Here is a 20552-nt window from a genome sequence, read left to right on the forward strand (position 1 = left end):
TTTACCCTTTATGTCCAACAAGTCCGGCATGCCGGACTTGTTCAGTTTGTCAATTTTTACAATTTCCCCAGAAACACATCCAATATTTTTTTATATTCAATAATATAGTCTTTTGAAAAATCAAATTTTTCATTACAGCCTATTCTTTTATTTAAATCTTCTCTTTCACTTATATATCCCAAAAACCCACTTTTCATGCTTACTATCTCCATTAATTGCTTGTGAGTAATATTTTTTTTAAACCTTGTAATAACAATAAATATTGGTATTCCGGCGACTTCTTTTATAAATTCTCTTAATGTTTCAAATCCTTCAACTGCCCATTTTTCCGCCGTCATTGGAGATATTACATAATGACTACTAATTAGGGAAGTCTTTAATGTAAAATTCCTTTTAGGATTAGTATCAATTATAATATAATCATAGTTATCTGCTATAGAATTTAATTTTGTCTTTAATAAAAATTCAATAGAACGATGTCGGTTGTCATAATAATATTCTCCATTTAATTCGTCAACTGTTATATAACTAGGTATCAAAGCTATATTATTATCAACATTAATAATGCTTTTATTAATGTCTGCACCATCCTTTATAACATTTCCTATGTTTATTTTAGATATATCAAAGTTTTTTGTTTCTAATTCATTGTAATAATAGCTTGTAGTAGCAGCTTGATCATCTGTATCGATTAAAAGCACTTTATGCTTTTGCGACAATAGATTTGCAAGTATTATTGAAGTTGTGCTTTTTCCAACACCTCCTTTAAGACTTGCAATTGTTATTATTTTTGATTTTTTTTTATCCATCTTGTAATTATTCCTTTTTCTGGATATTTTTTGCCATAAAATTCATATACGTGTTTTTCTAATTTTGTAAACATATCAATACATGCCATGTTATACGGCGTATTTTCTTTTTCTTTTTTTAATAAACGAAACAATCCCTTAAAGTAACAAAAAACACTTCCTTTTTTAAATCTAAATTCTATGTAATGTGCTTTTGATAGTCCATATGACTTTGTGGCTCCATTTATTTCATATTTTACAAAAATGTTTTTTATTGGTTTTCTATAGCCGTAGTAAATACCTAAAAATTTGTCTCCTTCTTTTATGGGATATAAGCGAACCTCTTCAACTTTCATTTGATTAAACAGTGTTCTTAATGATATACGGCATTCGTTTCTTTTATTATCAATTCCTAGCTTATAAATATCCATCATTATTTTTGTATGATACATTGTTTTATTATTTTCTTTTTCAATCTTTATGAAACGATCTTTATTTTTACATTTAATTCTTGGTTTTTCTATTTTTATGGATTTTAGGATGTTCTTCATGTAGTATCCTTATACAACATATTTGCTTGACGATTTTTTATTCCGGTTATTTTTCTTTTTCTTTATAGTTTCTAATAGTTCATAATAATAAGTATTAAACACTTTATTATATTCTAGAATTTTTTTACTATTCAAATAATTTTTTATTATTTGTTTTAAAGATTCTATTTCAAGCTCTTTTTTTAATTGCTCAATTAGTATATTAAAAATATTTATTTTTATGTTTATGTATTTTTTTGTAGGATTTTCTTTTTTTCTTTCAATTGATTTTTCTAATTTAAGCCTTATATTATTTAGGTCTTTGTATTTTTTGTTTTCTATTATGAAATGAGGCTTAAATTTGTAATTTTCGTATATGTTTTCAATTTGGATTTTTAGTTGTTTAACATCATATCCTTTTTTTTCTAATTGTTTTTGAGTTTTGCTTAGTATTTCTTTCAACATTTTTTGTTTTTCCCTAAAACAAATCTTGATTTTGTTATTATTTTCTTTTTTTGTTAAGTTAATTTCAATTTTTTTTACTATTTTTATTATTTCAATTATTTTATCCTTGCTAATATTTAAGTTTAAGATAGAAACAGTTTCTTTGGATAAGAAATTACATTTATTAAAATATTTTTTTATTTGATATTTTTCTATTTTTGCATTTCTTATTTCTTCTTCTTTATTATTATTATTATTATTACACTCCCCGGAATTTAGATTCCCCTCTTTGAAAAATTTGTCTTTAAAGTATCTATTAACTCTTGTTTGGAATCTTATATCTTTTTTTTCTTTAAAGTGTTGGTTGATTTTACTGTAGCATTCCTTTTTTGGATAATTAAGCTTGTAATAAATTTCAGTTCCAAAATTTACTCCCAAATGTTTATGGTAGTTGGTTGTGACTTTTATTTCTTTTTCTAATTTGTAAAGATAATTTTGCATTGTTTTTAGTTTAACAGTTAGTTGTCCATTTCTTTTTAGATTTTCATTAAAGTAATAGAGTATATTATTTTGGGTATATTTTTTATATTTACTATTTATATATTTCAGTGTTGAGATAAAAACTATTAATTTATGTTGTAATTTATTCTGGCAATGTGTGTTTTTGTGGTTGATAAATGCATTTTGCATATTATTACTCCTAGTTATTTTGATTTTTATAAATACATTTATATCACAGTATTTAAATAAAAGCAAATACTTTTATAAAAAAATCATAAAAATTAACAATTTGTTTTAATGTTTATAATTAGGAAGATTACAATTTATCATGAAGACAAATTGATTTTAATTCTAATTTGAGCTATACTACAATTAGTGTAGAAAAATATTTTCATATTAACTACCTATTTATTTTTGATCATTTTATGAGAGGCAAGCAGGGCTTATATAAGTTCTTTGGTTAGAGGGCTTATATAAGCCCTGAGCTTTTACAAAAATTTTTTGTTTTAAAGGCGATAAAAATAGTTTTTAATACTTTTTACATATTTACTAAATTAAAGAGTAAAAAAATTTAGTTATTAATAATAATCTGAGTTTAGATTTGGAAAATTCAATAAGGGGTAGTTAAATTTTTAAAAGCCTGTATAAGTTTGTAAAAAAAAAATAAATAGCATTGTCAAAAATTTTAAAGGATATGGGTATAAGTATTTAAATTTTAATTAAATAGTATAAATAGCAATTTACTTTTACAACAGTATTGATAAATTTAGATATTAAACTTATTCAATTTTCAATTTTTATGCCTGCTAAAAGTTGAACAATTTGCCTTTTTATTACTCAATTTTTTATAAGCAATGTTTATTGCAGATCATTTAATGTGTAATGTTTACAGAAACTTGCAAAAAATAATGGAAATAATTTTAAAGTGCAAATATATTGTGTTAACTATTTTGTCTTAGAGTTGCTTATATAAAAATGTAGATTTTAGTTGTATCCCTTAATATAATGTTGGACATGATATTAAAGTATCTATTAATAATGATTATGGGAAGTTAAGAATCTTTTATTTAGTTGTCAAATATGTGTTAATAAATATCAAAGAAAAGACATTATTGAAAGTAAATAAAGATAATAGTAAGTATTAAAAAAAGATTGGGGGGTGTTATATATACTTTAAAGAAGTATTATTTAATATAATTTAAAAAATTTTAAAGTGTTTGTGTCTTTTAAATGGGCCAATTTAGTTTTTAATTTTTTGATGTGATTTTTTATTTATCTTTAGTTTTGCTATTAACGTGCTTTAGTAGTTTTGTTTGCATTAAACATTTTTTTAATTGCGTATTTCTTATTCAACCAATGGTGCGGATTTTTGTGCTCTTTGGAGCTTGATTTTTTATATTTTCTTTAGCAAATTTGATTGCATTTGAGTTTTTGAATGTATATTGTAAATTATAGTGGCTTTTTTGAATTTTGCGGCTTGCAAAAACAATTTATTACAAATGCATAATAATTTATTTTATTTTGTAGGCGGTTGTTCAACGGGCATAAAAATATATTATGCAATGTTATTCTATTTTTGTATCAACTGGATAGGAATTGCAGACTGTGATTAAGCTAGAATTAATAAAAGCTTTTATAAAAAATAAATTTAAGCGCAATTAAGAAAATAATTATATTTAAAAACAATGCTTTAAAAATTACAAATATATATATAGGAATGGACGACATTAGGCATGCAATATTACAAAGTGGCTGCCGAGCTCTTTAAAAAAGATGTCAAAGAAGTTAATTGGGCGGGGAGCATATAAAGCGCTGAGTTTTCAGCTAAGCATAAAGAGATAATTTGGGAGTGGTTTTATTAAATTGCTTAAAAAAGTAAAAAATAAGGGAATAGTTGTTGATTTTGACCAAGCTTGCCAAAAATATAGTAGTTAAAACTAACAACTTAATGTAAGATATTAATAATGCTTTTAAAATAAAAAATGTAAATATTTGTGTAGATAGATATGATATTTATAAATGTGCTTCTTTTATATTTAATAAGGCTATCGGGGTTAATAATAAAAATTCTTTGTGTAATTTAGAAAATCAGAAAATCAATCTAAATTTTAAAAAAAATAAAAATAGATTAGCCAAAGGAAGTATTGCGAAAGACTGTCTATTTAGCATTAAAAATCCTTAGCAATTACATATAAGAATTTTATTATCTAGAAACACTACTATATGACCAAAAAGCGATTTAATTGACACAAATTTTAGAACGGTTTTGTTAGTTTGGGTGCAAAGTTTGAATTTTGCTTAAGTGTAAAAGATGAATTTTAACAACTATGATCCTATTTAGTAAGAAATGTTTCAAGAATTTGCAAGGGAAAAGGCAAAAGTATGGCTTTTAAAATATGCAAAAAGGTGCTTAAAATAAGGTCAAAAAGAGAGAAAAAGAAGAGCGCAGCAGAAGAGAGTATTTATAAAGGACAAATTTATAAATTAGAGATTTATAGAAAAGGTAATTCACCTTGAGGAAATAATTCTATATTTCAAGTGCTTTTAACTAAAAAGCAAAAGAAATTTAACCTATAATTTATATAAACTTTAGATGGATATAAGTTTATCAAATTAATTTATCGGATTTGAATATGCTTTTTGTGATATCTGTAAAAAACCCTTTCAGTAGAAATTAATAACAAAAATTTCTAAGCCAAAAATAATATTATTAGCAATGTCTGCTTAAATAGATAAAATATTTTTCCATAAAAGCTTAAATATACTGGTTTTAAATTGTTAATAAATTTAAAAAGTTAAACTTAAGGGTTATATGTTGACACTATAAACTTTTGTAGCCTTTCTGCTTCTACAGCTTTTTCTTTAAATTCATTATTAAGTTTATTTAAATAAGATTTAAGTTCATTAACATCTGTTTGTATAAGATTATTATTTTTATAATCTAATATAATTTGTTTTGACATTTCTGAGACGCTTTTTATTATAGATAATATTTTTTTAAACGAATTTTTAAGCTGCTCTAAATCTGAAATATTTAGTTTGTCTAGATTGTCTTTTTTAGAATATAAGTGATCACTTGCTTTGTCAAGACTATGCCCAAGATGGCTAAAGGAGAGAAATATCTCTAATTTTCCCTTCTGCATAATATCTGAGAATTCCTTTAATTCATGAATATCCAGAGTGCTTAAAAGAGTATAAGTATGTCTTCTAAATTTTATAGATCTTGCGGAATTTCCGGATACATCTTCAGTTCCTTTCCCCCAATTAAGTCTATTGAAAGCTTGCATCCCGTATTGGTCCTTAGGTTCTTTTTCCATGTTTTTTACATATTTTTCTTTAAAATAATAGGCCTCTTTAATTTGCTCTCTTAAATCATTAAGTAGTGTATTTTTTAATTGTTTTTTTCTTAGTTCATCTTCTTCTTGTTTTTTCTTTAGTTCATCTTCTTCTTGTTTTTTCTTTAATTCATCTTCTTCTTGTTTTTTTCTTAGTTCATCTTCTTCTTGTTTTTTCTTTAGTTCATCTTCTTCTTGTTTTTTCTTTAGTTCATCTTCTTCTTGTTTTTTCTTTAGTTCATCTTCTTCTTGTTTTTTCTTTAGTTCATCTTCTTCTTGTTTTTTCTTTAGTTCATCTTCTGTTTTGGGCCTTGGTTTTTCAATAGGTGGATATTTAATATCTTTTTGCGCAGTATTAAAATTTGGATTACAAGCCGACAATAGAAAAATAAATGTATATGTAATTATATTATATTTCATAAATATTCTCCTTGGGTATCCCCCCCATCTTTATTGTAATTAATTGTTTAATCTAATTCAATATTGAATATTTAATAAATCTAATTAAATATTCAATGTAATATTGGAATAATCGCAATAATATGTTTATTACCACAAGTTTTATAGCATTTTAAGTTTTTTAAAAAATCCATTTTATATATTCTTGATTGATTTTACCAAATTTGTTATTTGTGAGATAGGATGTTTTATTTATGAATAGATTTTTAATGTTTTGTTATCTTGAAAATTTAAAAATTTTGAAGTTTTAAAAAATTTGTAAATTACTTAGAGTATTTGCAAGATGACTTTGTGAATTGAATAAGGTTGCTTTTATGATTATTTATGAATAAGTTTTATAATATCTTTTTTAGAAATTTAATTTTTATAAATTAATATAATAATTTAATGATATCGGCTCACAAATTTAGATATAATTGCTTATTTTGTAAAATAAGCTCAATATTCTTTCAACCCTTTTATTTAATTTTACAGTTTCCAGAATACTTTCGGTCTGTTCAACGTCATTTGTTTAAATTTTATCTCTTAATGTTGATTTAATCTTTCCTAAATTAATAGCAAAGTTTTCTATTGTGATTAAATCTTTTGCTGGGTTTGTTTTATTGTTTAAATAATTGTTTTTATACTTTTTACTTTTTTAAAAGGTTTAAGTGCTTACCATTTCTTAAAATTACAATTTGTTTTTCTATTTGTGTAATTTAATCTCTATGCGCTTTATTAAAGCAATATTAATGGGGAATAATAAACTTTTTTATTAGGCCTTTAAATATTTAAAGGCCTAATTTACTTTAAAACTCCCTTTGTTAATAAGTTTTAATTCATGTGGCTAGTACAGGTATGATAATATGGTGTTCTTTAGATTTCTAACCCCTTTATTTTTCTTATTAAACTGATTTAATGTCATACCTAGATATTCTTCTAATTTAGAATCTTCTGTTTGTATAGAATTTTTATTTTTTTGATAATCTAATAAAATCTGTTTTATGTTTTTTGAAAAAAATTTCCTTATAGAGGGCAGTTGTTTAAGGGAATTTTTGATCTTTTCCAAATCCGAGGTGTTTGTCTTATCTAATGCATCTTTTTTTGAGCATAAGTGATTAATTGTCTGTTCTAGGTTAAGTTCTAAAATTGCTATGCTATTTAATGCTTTGCCTGGTGATTGTAATGTTGGTTTATTAAATATTGTTGCAAATTTATTGAATTCATCATCTGTTAAAAAACTATTTATAAAGTCTAAAGCTCTGCTATCTATCTAGAAAGCTTTCTCTCCATTTTTACCGTTTACAGGTTTTTGATTTGTCAGTTTAGTCAGTAGCATTCCGCTTTTATCTACGATTTCTTTAGTTGTCGCTATTAAATTTTTATTTCATTAATATATTCGTTTTTTGTTTTGTCAGCATGTTTTTTATTACTGCTCCAGTATCATGGTCGGAATTGCAGCTGTTTAAAAGCGAAAAAACACACATAAATAAAATTATTTTGTTTATCATAAATATTTTCCTTAATTGGCGTAGATTAATTGTATTTTTATATTAGAAATCATACAACATAATAATGTATTTTATTATTAATAATTATAATTTGCATAAAAAATAACATCCCCATCTTGTATTGATAGGATTAAATTTGCATTGTTTTGTTTTTATACTTATAAACAGCAATCAAATTTTAGATGTCTGCTTGTTATTTTTTAAAATTTTTATTCTTATTTAATCTTTTTTAGAAAAAATAATTTTCATTTAGAAGGGGGCATTTCCTTTTAAATCTATTAGAGATTAATCTTCTCTCTTATATTAGGTTTATATTAAAATATTCTTATCTTTAATTTTAACCCTCCAGCCCGATTCATTTTAATTTAAAGTCTTTTAGTAATAAATGCAATAACATATGGTATGATATATTACAATTGTTCCTTATTATTTTCAGAATATTTACCATTCTATTATTCAATTATGTCTTTATGAAAAATTCTTTATTTTTTTAATATCTTTTTTGAACTTTTGTGCTAAATTAGATATTTTGTTTTTAAGGTCTTTTATATATAAATGCTCTTTGTTTAAAAAATTCATTTTTTATTTTATAACTTCAAATTTTTAGTTATTATTATAAAGTAAAACAAAATTTTACTATTTTTTCAAATCCTCTATTTTATAATCTTTTTATAAGACCATTTATACCTAGATTGTTTAATTTTTTCTATTTTAAATTTCCTATAGAGCTCTTTTATAAAGTCTTAAATGTCACTGCAGTATTTTTGTAACTGATTTATATAACTTTTATATATTATTATTAAATTGATTAATGCCAACTTTCTACTATTGGAATGAGCCACTTTTTCTAAATATTATTTTCTATCTTTTTAAAAAGCAGGTCTATTTACTCCTTTTGTTTATGCTTTGCAATTCTTCTTTACGCTTTTTATATTTTAGGTTTTCTTTTTTCGATAAATTTATTTGCAAATTCTTTAATTTTTTGATTTTCTTCCTTTTTGATATATTCTAGCCAATCCTCAAGTGTCTTATTTTTTCCATGCAGTTTTCTAAATAATGAGTATTCTCTATCCCACCTAATAGTGACATCTTCATATTCTTTTATGATATGAATTTTTGATATATGGGTTTTAGGGAATTTAATCATATTAACTCTTCCTAACTGTTTAAAATTATTATAGCAGTTTGATTCTTTTATTTTTTGAATTTTGTGACTTGTAGCAATAACCGATTATAAATATTCTATAAACTGATCTGATTTTTAGATTTTCATTCAACATATATGTTTTAATTTTAAACTTGTAATGCCATTATTGCAAATGTTTGCTGGTGAATTATTAATGTTTTTTACTTTTTCTTCTTCTTTCTAAATAGTGAAATTTTTTGAAAGTTTTATTTTAAATGGCTTATTATATATGTTTGTATTTTTTTATTTGGCTTTATATTTTATTTATATAGATAGCATATTCCCATCTTTAGTGTATTTTATATTTATATCTTGCTAGAATGTTGTTTGTAAAAGAACCGCCAACAAGATATAATAAATTAATTCTTTATTACAAACTTAAAGATTTAATTTTCTTAATTAAGATCTATAGGTTTAAATATTGAGCTTGTAAATTATTATTACGATGTTTTTCATAATACACAATAGTTAAAGTGTTAAATTGTGCTATATGTTAATAACAATTATTATTGTTTAATTTAGGGCTTTCAAAAGGAAAAAAAATAGTATTGTTAATATTGCTAAGCTTGATAAGTTCGTGTAAATAGTACGAGAACAAGGCTTTAAAAGAAGTAAATAAAAATAGCTTGGTGGCATTAACAGCTAGTGAGCAAAAGTTAAATTAATTAGGTGCTTGAAGATGTCTTAATGTTGGCAAGTGAAGCCAAGATAGATGCTAAAACGTCTAATGAAGAAGTCAATTCTAAAAAGAAAAGTAAAAACAATAGTAAGAATATAGAAGTAAAAGGCACTCCTAAGCTAGTTCAAGCAATTAAAACATCAGAAAGATTGATTTGGCTTTTAAGGCATTAATTGGGCCAGGTTATAATAACGCCTCACCAACAGGTAAAAGTAATTTAGAGAATGGATTAAAGATGATAAATTTACTAGATGAATTATTAAAAATAGCAGTAATTGATGGAAATGATAAAAGTAGTAGTAAATATAATGATCTTAAAAGGGTAGTAGATAATTTCAACAATCAAAATTCATTAATAAAGGGATATTTAGAAAATTTAAGCTAAAGATAAAATTGAAGCCAAAAAATGCATAAATACACTTATGCGTAATGTTGAAACATATTTTGAAGGCCTATATAATGAGCTTAAAGATGATAAAAATAAAGATGAGCATGACAAAATATTAACACCTCTAAATGAGGCGATTTTTAATATAAAAAGCTCGGCAATAGCCATACATGTTTGTTTTGATGTAGATGAATTTTGAAGGTTTTTATATCTAAAAATTTTTTCTTAATTGTTAGTATGTTATAGGTTTAAATATTGTCGCAAGCCATAAAAATAGCAACTATTAGATTTTTAGCTAATAGATAAATTTGTTACACAAATAGCACAACATTGCAAAAACGCAGATTTTCTAATTAAGTTTTAACTTGTTGATATAGGGATCCTTTAGTTCTGGATAAATATTATTAATGATATTTAAATGATTGTCGGCGGCAGCAAATAAAATAAAATTTTTACAATAAAAATTTTCTAATATATTGAGAATTTAATTATGTAAAAAAGAAATTAATGTTTTTATAAAAAGAAAATAAATTATCAAAATTAAGCTTTTTGTATCAATGAGATTAATAATTTAGCTTGCAAGTATTTGTGGGTAGCCCGTTTAAATAAAGAGATTGCTTGCTGAGGATTATAATAAAAAAAAGACATAATCAAGCACAGCGTAGAGATCTTATTATTAGTAAATATACTCATTGAAGAGATTTATTCTATTGATAAGGGAGGAAATACTAATCATTGCTTTATTCCTTTTATATTGATTTTAGCAAGAAGCTCTTAATAATCGCTATAATGAAAGAAGAGAGCAATTTTATAAGCCTGGAAATAAAATGAGCACATATATTGCAAGACGCTATAACCAAACTTAAAGAAGATTATGAAAAAAGAAAAAAATACAAAATCCAATTAAAAACTTAATAATTTACATTGACTTAATTAAGCCCTCTACTATTTTTGCCGAGCTAGAAGAAGCTTTTTTTAAAAATTTTTTATAATCATCATAATTATTTTCATTATTAGCTATATCAGATATTCCCCGGATGATTATAAAGGGAATTTTAAAGCTGTGTGCTACTTGAGCCATTGCGGCGCTTTCCATGTCTATTGCGATTGCGTTTTCAAATTCTTCTGGGATTTCTTGGAAATTTTGATGGTCAATGAATTGGTCTCCAGTAATTATTAAACCCATATATGAGGTTATGTTGTTTATTTTTATCTTAGCAGCTTTTCTTATAAGAGTAGTGTTTGCTTTAAATTTTTTAGGGTGTTCTGGAACATGCCCAATTTCATATCCAAATCTATGTAGATTGAAATCGTAACTTGTTGTTTCTGTGGATATTACAACGTCTCCTATTTTTATAAATTTGTTTTTATTGCTATAAATTCCACTAGCAACTCCAGCATTGATTATGTGGCTAATTTTATATTTTGATATAATATAGCTTGTCCAAAGGGCTGTATTTATTTTCCCAACTCCCGTAGCTATGGTAATTATATTATGATCTACCATTTTCCCAATGGTAATCTTTTTTTTTCTTCTATATTCTTCTATTGAAATAGATTTTTTGTTTTGAATAATCTTGTTTATTTCTTCTATTTCTGCTTTTGTAGCTGAGATTATTAAAATATTGCTTTGAGAATTTTCATTTGGGTTATTTATTTTTGGCTCGTTTCCCCAACTATTTAAAACTACAGATAAAAAAATTATTAATATGTTTGCTATATTTTTGATTTTCATAAAGAAAACTCCCTTATATGCTTTTTGTTAATTTATAAATTAGTATTTGCATATTTTTATAGTTTAAATAATATTGCAATATTAAACTATTTATAGGTATTGTTTATATTTTATTATTGATAATAAAACAAGCTTTTAGTTGAGAGTAAAATTTTAATTGCTTTTGTGGTGTATTTGTTTTTAATGCCAATGTAATTTTATTATAAGTAAATTTTAATTATTTTCAATTATTAAAGTTAAGTAGAGGAGATTTATTAATAAAAAAGTTATTATTTCATTTAATTCTTTATCTATACTAATAAATGTCTATTTCATTGCCAGCACTTTATTTTACAGTAGTTACAACTCAATGATATATATATATATATGGATATTATGGGGGTTTAAAAATTCTTAAACTAAATTTTAATACAAAGATTCTTATGAATTAAGCAGGATTGTGGATTCAATGTTAATTAAGATGATACTAATTATTTTTTAGCTGCAAAATAAGTATTGTTGGCATTTTTATATAGACATATCAGCTTAACTTTTCATTACTAGTTGTTGTTTGAAAAGTTATTTTGGGAATTTTTTTGACAAATCTGTGCATTTATTCTTATAAAACATTTTCAATTTGAATGTTGGAGGATTTATTTATAACTATTGAGTTGCCTATGTATAGGCTGCTCAATAATAGTAGGTTAATAATGAAAAGCACAAAAATTAGAAAAAGGTTCAATATATATGTCGCAATAAATGCCAACATGAATTATTATTAGTAGCAATAATAATAATACTCAAATACAAAAATCAAAAAATAAAAAGCATATGCAAAACAACTTGCTCTATTCTACTACAGACATTTGGCTGTTAACGGTACTGAAAGGCTGCTATAAGCTTAAATGCTCTAAAAAGAGTGTTGCCGTATAGTTAATAAACATTTTAAAGATAAAAAATCAATATGAAATCCTCGCTAATTTATATTTTAAAAAGAATTGCATTAAAAACAGCAGTGTAGCAAAAAAGGAGTGTTATTGTAATATATATAACAATAAGTAAACTCAAAAACAAGCAAAAAGAATTGAATAGAATACTAGGCAAAATAAAGAATTTCTTGGAAAATGAAAATTATGACAATAAACAATTAGAAACGCAAATCAAAGATGTATATAAACAATATAAAAACAAACCACGTCTCATTATAGAAAAAAAATAAATACGATGAGCTAGAGAAGATAGTAGGAAAACTAATAAAGTAATCTTAAACAAGTTAAAACAACTACTAAAGAAACCACAACAAATGTTAGAGACAATATCTTCAGCATACTTATCGAACAATTAAAAAAATAAAGTAGAAATTGAAATTTTAATACCGATATTAAAAAATTATTTAGATAAGCAAAACAAATTAGAATATAGCAAGGCATTTAGTAATACTATTACGAGATACTAAAGACAATAGAGCTTAATAAATTTTATTTGCAATCAAAAGAATTTAAAAAAAATACTAATTAAGGATTAGTTATGAAAAGTATATTAGAAACATCTCAAAACCAAAAAATCAGAGATTTAAAAAATAAAAAACCTCGCATCTTTATTAAAGTAGAAGAGAACAATGATAGAAAAATATATCACACAAGTATAATGAATGATTTATATGTATTTGGTGTTAATAAAAATTAGAAAAATAAATTCTTCATTTCATTTAGAGGATTGCTTAATAGAGAAAAAATCAGTGAATTTAATTTATTTTCCTTAAAATGAGAGGATAAATTCTTAGGTATTTATTATGGTACAGAAGGCCAATGTAAAACATCATAATAAAATATCAAGAAAATGGAATTAATCATATACATTTTTAAGAACTTATTATATAGAATTTAGATTTAGAAAGGGAAGTTTTTTCTGCTATATTGAAGGGATGTCTCGCTTAATTAAAAAAGAAAAATTAGGAACACAGTATAATCAATCTTTACTTGAATTAATAATTAAGTTAGAAAAAGAAGCATACAAGTTTTACAATAAAAAATTGCCAAATGGAGGGATTATAAAAAAATGGATAGAAAAACCAGAAATAATAACAACTGTATCAATTAAGGGTGGTGTTGGTAGAAGAGTGATAGTAATTATTTTTGGGCATATTCTAAAAAACCTTGGTAAAAAAATTTTACTGATTGATTTAGATCCTCAAAATAGTTTGACTGGTTATTTTCTTGTCTTGAGGATATCAAGGGTGTTAAAGGGTCAATGTATATTGTTTTAAAATTTAAAAACTTTAAGGCATAAATAATTTGTAAAGCATTTAAAGTCTTTATAGGATGTTTTTATAAAGTAAATAATGATGCTCATTTGAATACTTTATCATTTGTACTTTTTTATTATTTTTTATTTGATTGTAATTTTACAAAAATTAGGAGTAGTAAATATACTTATTTATAAGTTAGGTTTATAACATCTTTGTTAAAAGTTTAATTTTTATAAATTAATATACTAATTTAGTATACCGGTTTAAAAGTTTAGATATACGTGTTTTTTAATAAAACAAGTTTGCTATTCTTTTAAGACCTTTGTAGATTCTTTAATTATTTTTAAATTCTTTAGATTTTTAAGATATTTTTTCAGTTTTTCTAAAAACTCCTCAGTTTATTTAAATCTTAGATTTTAATTTTGACAGCTTTTAGAACGCTTTCAGTCTGATCGCATCATTTATTTAAATTTTATCTCTTAATGTAGATTTAGCCTTTTCGAAATTAATAGCAAGGGTTTCTATTATAAGTAAATCTATTATTGGGTTTGTTTTATTATAAAAATAATTGTTTTTGTAATTTTTACTTTTTTAAAGGTTTAATTGTTTGCCATTTCTTAATTAATTTAAAGTAGAATTTGTTTTTCTGTTTGTTTAATTAAATTTCAATGTGTTTGATTAAAGCAATATTAATGTGAAATAATAAACTTTTTTATTAGACCTTTAAATATAGTGTCTAAATAGGTTTCTGATTTAGGATCATCTGTTTTTATAGAACTTTTATTGTTTTAATGATCTAATAAGTTCTTTTTTATGATTGTTGAAAAAAATTCCTTATAGAGAACAATTGTTCAAGAAAATTTTTGATCTTTCCTCAAATCCGAGGTGTTTGCCTTATCTAGGGTATCTTTTTTGAATCTAAGTGATTAATTGTCTGTTCTAGATTAAACTCTAAAATTGCTATACTATTTAATGCTTTACCTGGTGATTATAATGTTGGTTTATTAAATATTGTTGCAAATTTATTGAATTCATAGTCTGTTAAAAAACTATTTATAAAGTCGAAAGCCCCTTTATCTATCTAGAAAACTTTCTTATTATTTTTATCATCTATAGGGTTTTGATCTACTGTTTCAGTTTGTAGTAGTTTGTGTTTGCCGATGCTTTCTTTAGTTGTCACTATTAAATTTTTTATTTCATTAATATATTCGTTTTTTTTATCAACATGTTTTTTTATTTCCGTTTCAGTGTCGTTTTGGCAGTACAGCTGCTTAAAAGTAAAAAAGCATAGATACATAAAATTATTTTGTTTTTTATGAAAATATTCTCCTCAATTGATATAGATTAATTATAGTATTATGGTAGAGAACATGCAGAACAATACTAATACTGATTCAAAGTCAATTTTCTTAAAAATTAATTAATATACTTTTTTGTGGTATTGATAAGGTTAGTTTAAATGTTAGTTTTTCTTGAAAATTTTTTGTAAATTTAAAAATTTTTCTTCAAACTTCTTAGCATTATTTGCATATTTTCGGTCTTCTTTTAATAAGTTTATTTTTTCTTTACAATTTTAAATACAACTTCATCGACCCAATCGTTAAGGTCTGAGGCGCTTATAATAAGCCAATTTATTCTTTTTTTTCTATTGGTTATACTCCTATTGTTCTTTTTCTTCCTATTATCAATAGTTCATAAGATATTACAAATAATGGTAATTATAATATAAAAAATAATTTGGCTATGTTTATCTTTTGCATTAGTTTTCCTATACCTAATAATGAAAATTGGTGCAATATCACAAACAATGCCAATTCTTCGATTAAATTTTTTGACGCAATTAAAATAACTTAGGTACTATAAAATTGGTTTGGTCTACTATTAACTTAGATGGTATAAAATGGTTTGGTGGTGTGCCTTTTTCTATGACACTATAATTAATAGCTATTTCAAATAGAAGTTGCAATTAATTTAAACCCTTGAAAAATCCCAAATATTTTAGCCAATTGAAAATTTAAGCTACAAGGAGGCTTTAATAAAATTTAATTGAGGGGGTTTGACATTTGAATCAGAAAAAGGTAACCTATAATTTATGAAAATTACAGAAATTAAAACTAATGAAGGAGCCCATTTTGATTTCAAAAAAATATCTTAACACTAGAGTAGTAGATAACACTCAAATTGTCAAGAATCAAAAAAAATATATTTTTTTTTGATCAACTTTTTTATCCTTTTCTGAAACCCATATTCAAATATTATTTGGTAAAGAGAAGATTAAAGTTCATCATTTATACATTTCTATCTATGTTGAATTTTTGTTTATTTAATACAATTGGACTTTCATAAAATAAATTAATTGTGCTGAGAAATATAGAGAAAAAGCTGGAAATAAGTTTGAACAATCTTTCTTTAGATATAAAGTTAATACTGGTAAATAAATGTAAAATAAGTGTTAGTCGATTTGTTTAGAAATTGAGTGTTTAATTAAAAAACTAATTTTTAGAATATATTGTGAGTATTAATCATAGCTAAAAGAGATTTATAAATAACATAAATGGTTTTTGTAAGAATAAATAATGAAAATTAATGACATTGTAAAAACAAATGATCCAAACATATCTCTTTATAAGGAATTGTCAAAAGACTTCATAAAAAAAGAAAATATTGTTAAGTCAAAAAGCTTTTTTATTTTTTTAAAAAATAAAATTCAAGCTATAGATGATAATTCAACAGAAGCAAATATAGAGTCTTTGCTAAAGTCTATATTTGAAGAATTAGCTTATTCAGTAGAACAACAGAAAGGTGGGCAAATAGAGGGAGTAGAGTCTAGAGTAGATATATTACTTTTTGAAAATGATAAAGATAAAGTAGATTTTAATAGTAAATTAGAAGAGGCTAAAAAAAATAATGAGCCTATCCCAGCCGAAGATATCTTACTTATAGTAGAAGTTAAGCGTCCTTCATTTGGTTTTAATACTAAAAATAAAGTAAAAGAAGCAGAAGATCAGCTATATAGATATCTGAATCAATATCAAAAACATTATGGGATACTTTCAAATGGAAAGGTGTGGAGATTATATGACAAATCGAAAGTACTTTATGGAGAAAAAAGATATATTGAATTTGATTTTTCTAAAATTGCAGAAAAAGAAGAATATGAAGAACAAGAATGGTTTGTTTTATTTATTTACCTTATAAGAAAAGAGAGATATCTAAAGACAAGCAATGTAATAGAAGTTGAAAAAGAACAAATAGCTAAAGAAAAAGAGATAATTCAAAAAACCCTAAGAGAGATACTTTATGAGAAACCCGACGACTCTATAGTATTTAAAATTGCAAAAAATATATATGATAAAGAATTTAAAGTATCGGACAAAGAAATTACTAAGCTTGACTTAGATAAGATTCTTGAGGAGTCAATTATCTTTATTTTAAGAATATTTTTTATTGCATATATTGAAGATAACGACATTTTTAAGAAAATATTGGAAGAAAACAAGCTATACAGATCTTCTATATCTTTTAGATATTTTTTTTATGATGAAAATACAAAAAAGAAATTAGGATATAAAAAAATAATAACAATTTTCAATTTACTTGATAAAGGAAGTGATGCAATAAAGTTTCCTATATTTAATGGAGGATTATTTGCAGAAGATAAGGTTAAATATTTAAATAATGAAAGTTTACTCAGTATTAGTGAACTTGAAGAAATATTAGTTAAAATACTATTCTTTGAAGAAAAAAATATTAAAGATGAAAAATTTGTAGAGTATTCAAAGTTAGATCCCAAAAGTTTTGGAGAATTATATGAAACTCTTCTTGAATATGACCTGAGAATTGCAGATACTACCGTTCATCGTATTGTTGAAGACGGGATTTATCTCATTCGCACTGAAGAAGAGCTTAAAAGCAAGCAGGCAAACAAAGTTGCTACCTACTATAAAGGCAATATTTATCTTACATCTAGATCACTTGATAGGAAAAAAAGTGGAGCATATTATACCCCAGATGACCTAACTAATTTTATGGTCACATCGTCAATTGAAGAACAGCTTAAAACAAAATCTCCTTTGGATATAAAAATCATAGATAATTCTTGTGGGTCGGGTCATTTTTTAATTTCTTGTTTAGATTACTTAACAGAAAAAGTATGGTATCAGCTAGATAAATTTGAAGATGTAAAAAAAGAGCTTGAGAAAGAATATAGGACTATTCTTAAAGAAAGTGAAGAGTATGATGTTCAGGACAGTATAAATAAAGAATTAGTGCTTAAAAGGATGTTGCTAAAGAGGTGTATTTATGGTGTTGATATTAATCCTATTTCGGTTGAAATTACTATGTTAAGTTTGTGGATTAATACCTTTATTTTTGGAACACCATTGAGCTTTATTGAACATCACATAAAAGTGGGAAATGCCCTTTTAGGGCATACTAAAGATGAATTTTTTAATATTACAAAAAAGAAATTTGAAAGTGGATTTTCTTTATTTAAAAAAAGAATTAAAGAAATTACAACTATTTTAGAAAATATCTATCAAAAAATTGAAGGTATTAATGATACTACTAAGGAAGATATAGAAAAATCTAAAAAGATATACAAAGAATATGAGGAAAGTGAAAATATAGATAAGTTGAAAATAATATTTTCTCTAATTAAACTTTATTCATTATCTTTTGACAAATCTTTGAATATAGAATTTAGTGATATTTCAGCTGTAATTAGTTTAATTGAAAATATTTTGTGTAATGAAACTTCTAGTGAAGATAAAGAAAAAATAGAAAAAATTAGAAAATTAAGTAGCTACTATAAATTTTTCCATTATGGAATTGAATTCCCAGATATTCAAGAAGGATTTGATATTGTGATTGGTAATCCTCCATGGGAAAAAACTAAGTTTGATGAAGCTGAATTTTTCTCAAAACATATTCCTGGTTACAGAAAGCTAAGCATAAAAGAACAAAATAAAACAAAGCAAGGAATACTTAGTAAAGATAATCATCCTTTGAGTATTGAATACAATGAAGAAAAAAATAGTATAAGTGCTATAAATAATATTTATAAATCTAATTTTAAAGACTTTACTAGTGGTGGAGACCCAAATCTTTTTAGATATTTTACTTCATTTAATTTAAAACTAATAAAACCAGGGGGCAATTTAACTTATTTGGTTCCTTCGAGCCTTTGGAGTGAATTTAGTTCTAGAACATTAAGAAAACATATATTTGCTAACTATAAACTTAACTATATTTATCAATTTCAAAATCAAAGAAGATTTAAAGACGTGGTATCACTTTTTAAATTTGCAGTATTTCAACTTATTAATATTAAAGAATCCACATTTAGTTTTAAAGCAAAATTCATGATTCAGAACAATGATAATATTTTAAAAGAAATAACTAAAGATTTAAAAGATGGAAAATACGATGCTTATAAAGGAGTTGAATTAAATATAAATCAAATTAAAAAACTATCTCCTATTCAGGAATCAATAATAGAATTTAAAGGCAATGAAGAATTTAATCTTATTAACAAAATATTTAGTCAATTTAATACCCTTAGTGAAGAGTACATTAATTTTGGAGGAGGCCTACATTTAACAAAGCATAAAGCATTGTATAAAGAATATAATAATGAAAACTTTATATTTCTTTATTCCGGATCTAATATTCATCAATTTAATTCAAGATTTTTTGAAGATAAAGACGCAAAAGAAAGTTCTAAATTACTGTGGATAGATAAAAAAGACTTAGAAAAAGTATTAACTAAAGATAATCACTTTCAAGCTGAAAGAGTGTTCTATAGAGGGATTGCAAGAAACACAGATGAAAGAACAATGATTAGTACATTATGCCCTAGAAATTGTTATTGTGTACATTCAATATATGTAAATTATGAGAAAATACCAATATCTATTTATAAAAAATTATTTATTGTATCTATTTTTAACACATTTGTATTTGACTTTATGATTAGAAGATTTGTTAACTCAAATGTGCTAAAACCATGTTTATATCAATGTTCCATGCCTCAACCTGAAGAAAAAGAAATTTTAAGTAATTCTTTATATTTAAATCTTGTGAAAAACACTTCTTTAATGATAGCTAAAAAGGATTCCGATAACTTTAAATATTTACTTTATTTAGAACATTTTGAGCTTAGCAAAGAAAAAGTTAATAAAATACTGAAACTAGATAAAGAAGATGAATTTTTTAAAGAAAAAGAAAATGAAAACAATTTTATTGTAGCCAGTCTTTACTCATTAACTAAAGAAGATTTTATCATTTTACTTAGTGATTTTAAGGCATTAAAAAATAAAAAAGGAGAAGACTATATTTCGTCTTTAATAAAAGGATATGAAAATTATTTATTAAATAATAAAATTTTTTAACATAAATAAGTTAGTAGAAAAAATAAAAAATAAGATTTAAAATTGAGAAATTATCTAGAAAAAGAAAAGAATTAAGGTATTGCTTAAGATTTTTAAAATAGATAATTTGGATAAAAAGAGTAGTGCAATATTTAAACCAATTAGAATAAATTTTCTGTTTGGCAGGTTTGCTTTTTAAAAAAAGTTGCATAAAAACATATTAGTATATGTATTTCTATTTTAGAAACGTCAAAAAAATTTTAGTTTGAGATTTTCAGGTTAAAGTTTACGATTTTTGAAAAATACAAGTTAAAAATTTCAATTTTTGTATTAAAATTTAGGATTTTTGAGTTAAATGTTGAGGTATTATAGTTATTTAGAGTCAGTCAAAATGTATTTGTACTATTAAAAAATTATAT

At 24.0% G+C, this 20552-nt stretch carries 15 protein-coding genes and 2 pseudogenes; 8 read left to right on the forward strand and 9 right to left on the reverse strand.

The annotated features are described in order from the left end of the window. Positions 1–56: 56 nt before the first annotated feature. The 3 genes from Bmayo_RS05905 to Bmayo_RS05915 are packed head-to-tail and all read right to left on the reverse strand — an operon-like array spanning position 57 to position 2452. A complete protein-coding gene (locus Bmayo_RS05905) occupies positions 57–809 on the reverse strand; it encodes a ParA family protein (RefSeq protein WP_075552719.1) in 753 nt (250 codons plus the stop codon). Beyond that, positions 785–1339, reverse strand: coding sequence for a DUF226 domain-containing protein (locus tag Bmayo_RS05910; RefSeq protein WP_075552720.1), 555 nt, complete (start codon positions 1337–1339; stop codon positions 785–787). Before Bmayo_RS05910 ends, Bmayo_RS05905 begins: the two co-directional genes overlap by 25 nt. A 9-nt stretch (positions 1340–1348) precedes the next feature. After that, positions 1349–2452: a plasmid maintenance protein gene (locus Bmayo_RS05915; protein ID WP_075552721.1), complete on the reverse strand. Its 1104-nt coding sequence runs from the start codon at positions 2450–2452 to the stop codon at positions 1349–1351. Positions 2453–4645: 2193 nt separating this feature from the next. Here Bmayo_RS05915 and Bmayo_RS07460 point away from each other — a divergent pair. Then, on the forward strand, positions 4646–4780 hold the full coding sequence (locus Bmayo_RS07460; protein ID WP_256381235.1) for a hypothetical protein: 135 nt from the start codon (positions 4646–4648) through the stop codon (positions 4778–4780). Positions 4781–5064: 284 nt separating this feature from the next. Here the strand turns inward: Bmayo_RS07460 and Bmayo_RS05920 are convergent, their stop codons facing one another. The 4 genes from Bmayo_RS05920 to Bmayo_RS05930 form a co-directional block, all read right to left on the reverse strand. Further along, the gene (locus Bmayo_RS05920; protein WP_076342441.1) at positions 5065–6018 is read right to left on the reverse strand and encodes a CRASP family complement regulator-acquiring lipoprotein; all 954 of its coding nucleotides are present in this window, start codon (positions 6016–6018) and stop codon (positions 5065–5067) included. Between the two features lie 865 nt (positions 6019–6883). Beyond that, positions 6884–7309 (reverse strand): CRASP family complement regulator-acquiring lipoprotein, encoded by a 426-nt coding sequence (locus tag Bmayo_RS07310; RefSeq protein ID WP_338024406.1) that lies wholly within the window; start codon positions 7307–7309, stop codon positions 6884–6886. A 109-nt stretch (positions 7310–7418) separates the two neighbouring features. After that, complete coding sequence (locus Bmayo_RS07465) at positions 7419–7547, reverse strand: hypothetical protein (RefSeq protein WP_256381236.1); 129 nt, start codon at positions 7545–7547, stop codon at positions 7419–7421. 928 nt (positions 7548–8475) lie between these two features. Beyond that, positions 8476–8694 (reverse strand): hypothetical protein, encoded by a 219-nt coding sequence (locus Bmayo_RS05930; protein WP_075552724.1) that lies wholly within the window; start codon positions 8692–8694, stop codon positions 8476–8478. A 708-nt stretch (positions 8695–9402) separates the two neighbouring features. Between Bmayo_RS05930 and Bmayo_RS06925 the strand changes: the two genes are divergently transcribed. From Bmayo_RS06925 to Bmayo_RS07320, 3 genes are read left to right on the forward strand one after another with little or no spacing between them, the layout of a single operon-like run. Beyond that, positions 9403–9585 (forward strand): hypothetical protein, encoded by a 183-nt coding sequence (locus Bmayo_RS06925; RefSeq protein WP_158512889.1) that lies wholly within the window; start codon positions 9403–9405, stop codon positions 9583–9585. Further along, entirely contained in the window at positions 9567–9797 is a 231-nt protein-coding gene (locus tag Bmayo_RS07315; protein WP_235633204.1) for a hypothetical protein, read from the forward strand. Before Bmayo_RS06925 ends, Bmayo_RS07315 begins: the two co-directional genes overlap by 19 nt. A 37-nt stretch (positions 9798–9834) precedes the next feature. After that, entirely contained in the window at positions 9835–9999 is a 165-nt protein-coding gene (locus Bmayo_RS07320) for a hypothetical protein (protein ID WP_235633205.1), read from the forward strand. Positions 10000–10719: 720 nt separating this feature from the next. Here the strand turns inward: Bmayo_RS07320 and Bmayo_RS05940 are convergent. Continuing rightward, positions 10720–11535, reverse strand: coding sequence for a 5'-methylthioadenosine/adenosylhomocysteine nucleosidase (locus Bmayo_RS05940; protein WP_083651424.1), 816 nt, complete (start codon positions 11533–11535; stop codon positions 10720–10722). A 1063-nt stretch (positions 11536–12598) separates the two neighbouring features. Here Bmayo_RS05940 and Bmayo_RS07325 point away from each other — a divergent pair. From Bmayo_RS07325 to Bmayo_RS07335, 3 genes and pseudogenes are all read left to right on the forward strand, one after another. Beyond that, positions 12599–12733 carry a plasmid maintenance protein gene (locus Bmayo_RS07325; RefSeq protein ID WP_235633206.1) on the forward strand — a complete coding sequence of 45 codons (135 nt, stop codon included), beginning with the start codon at positions 12599–12601 and terminating at the stop codon, positions 12731–12733. A gap of 308 nt (positions 12734–13041) precedes the next feature. Next, a pseudogene (locus Bmayo_RS07330) lies at positions 13042–13585 on the forward strand (DUF226 domain-containing protein); the annotation flags it as partial. Positions 13586–13606: 21 nt separating this feature from the next. Further along, a pseudogene (locus Bmayo_RS07335) lies at positions 13607–13780 on the forward strand (ParA family protein); the annotation flags it as partial. Positions 13781–15224: 1444 nt separating this feature from the next. On the opposite strand, the gene Bmayo_RS07605 reads toward Bmayo_RS07335, so the two are convergent. Next, positions 15225–15320 (reverse strand): hypothetical protein, encoded by a 96-nt coding sequence (locus Bmayo_RS07605; RefSeq protein WP_235633210.1) that lies wholly within the window; start codon positions 15318–15320, stop codon positions 15225–15227. Positions 15321–16338: 1018 nt separating this feature from the next. Here Bmayo_RS07605 and Bmayo_RS05960 point away from each other — a divergent pair. Further along, complete coding sequence (locus Bmayo_RS05960; RefSeq protein ID WP_075552726.1) at positions 16339–20154, forward strand: class I SAM-dependent DNA methyltransferase; 3816 nt, start codon at positions 16339–16341, stop codon at positions 20152–20154. Positions 20155–20552 lie beyond the last annotated feature (398 nt).

Origin of the sequence: Borreliella mayonii, assembly GCF_001945665.1 — a bacterium.
Taxonomy (GTDB): Bacteria; Spirochaetota; Spirochaetia; order Borreliales; family Borreliaceae; genus Borreliella; species Borreliella mayonii.

Coding starts and splice junctions, on each gene's coding strand:
- Bmayo_RS05920 (WP_076342441.1), bottom strand. CDS start 6,018: ATGAAATATAATATAATTACATATACATTTATTTTTCTATTGTCGGCT.
- Bmayo_RS05960 (WP_075552726.1), top strand. CDS start 16,339: ATGAAAATTAATGACATTGTAAAAACAAATGATCCAAACATATCTCTT.
- Bmayo_RS05940 (WP_083651424.1), bottom strand. CDS start 11,535: ATGAAAATCAAAAATATAGCAAACATATTAATAATTTTTTTATCTGTA.
- Bmayo_RS07465 (WP_256381236.1), bottom strand. CDS start 7,547: ATGATAAACAAAATAATTTTATTTATGTGTGTTTTTTCGCTTTTAAAC.
- Bmayo_RS07320 (WP_235633205.1), top strand. CDS start 9,835: ATGCGTAATGTTGAAACATATTTTGAAGGCCTATATAATGAGCTTAAA.
- Bmayo_RS05930 (WP_075552724.1), bottom strand. CDS start 8,694: ATGATTAAATTCCCTAAAACCCATATATCAAAAATTCATATCATAAAA.
- Bmayo_RS05905 (WP_075552719.1), bottom strand. CDS start 809: ATGGATAAAAAAAAATCAAAAATAATAACAATTGCAAGTCTTAAAGGA.
- Bmayo_RS05915 (WP_075552721.1), bottom strand. CDS start 2,452: ATGCAAAATGCATTTATCAACCACAAAAACACACATTGCCAGAATAAA.
- Bmayo_RS07460 (WP_256381235.1), top strand. CDS start 4,646: ATGGCTTTTAAAATATGCAAAAAGGTGCTTAAAATAAGGTCAAAAAGA.
- Bmayo_RS05910 (WP_075552720.1), bottom strand. CDS start 1,339: ATGAAGAACATCCTAAAATCCATAAAAATAGAAAAACCAAGAATTAAA.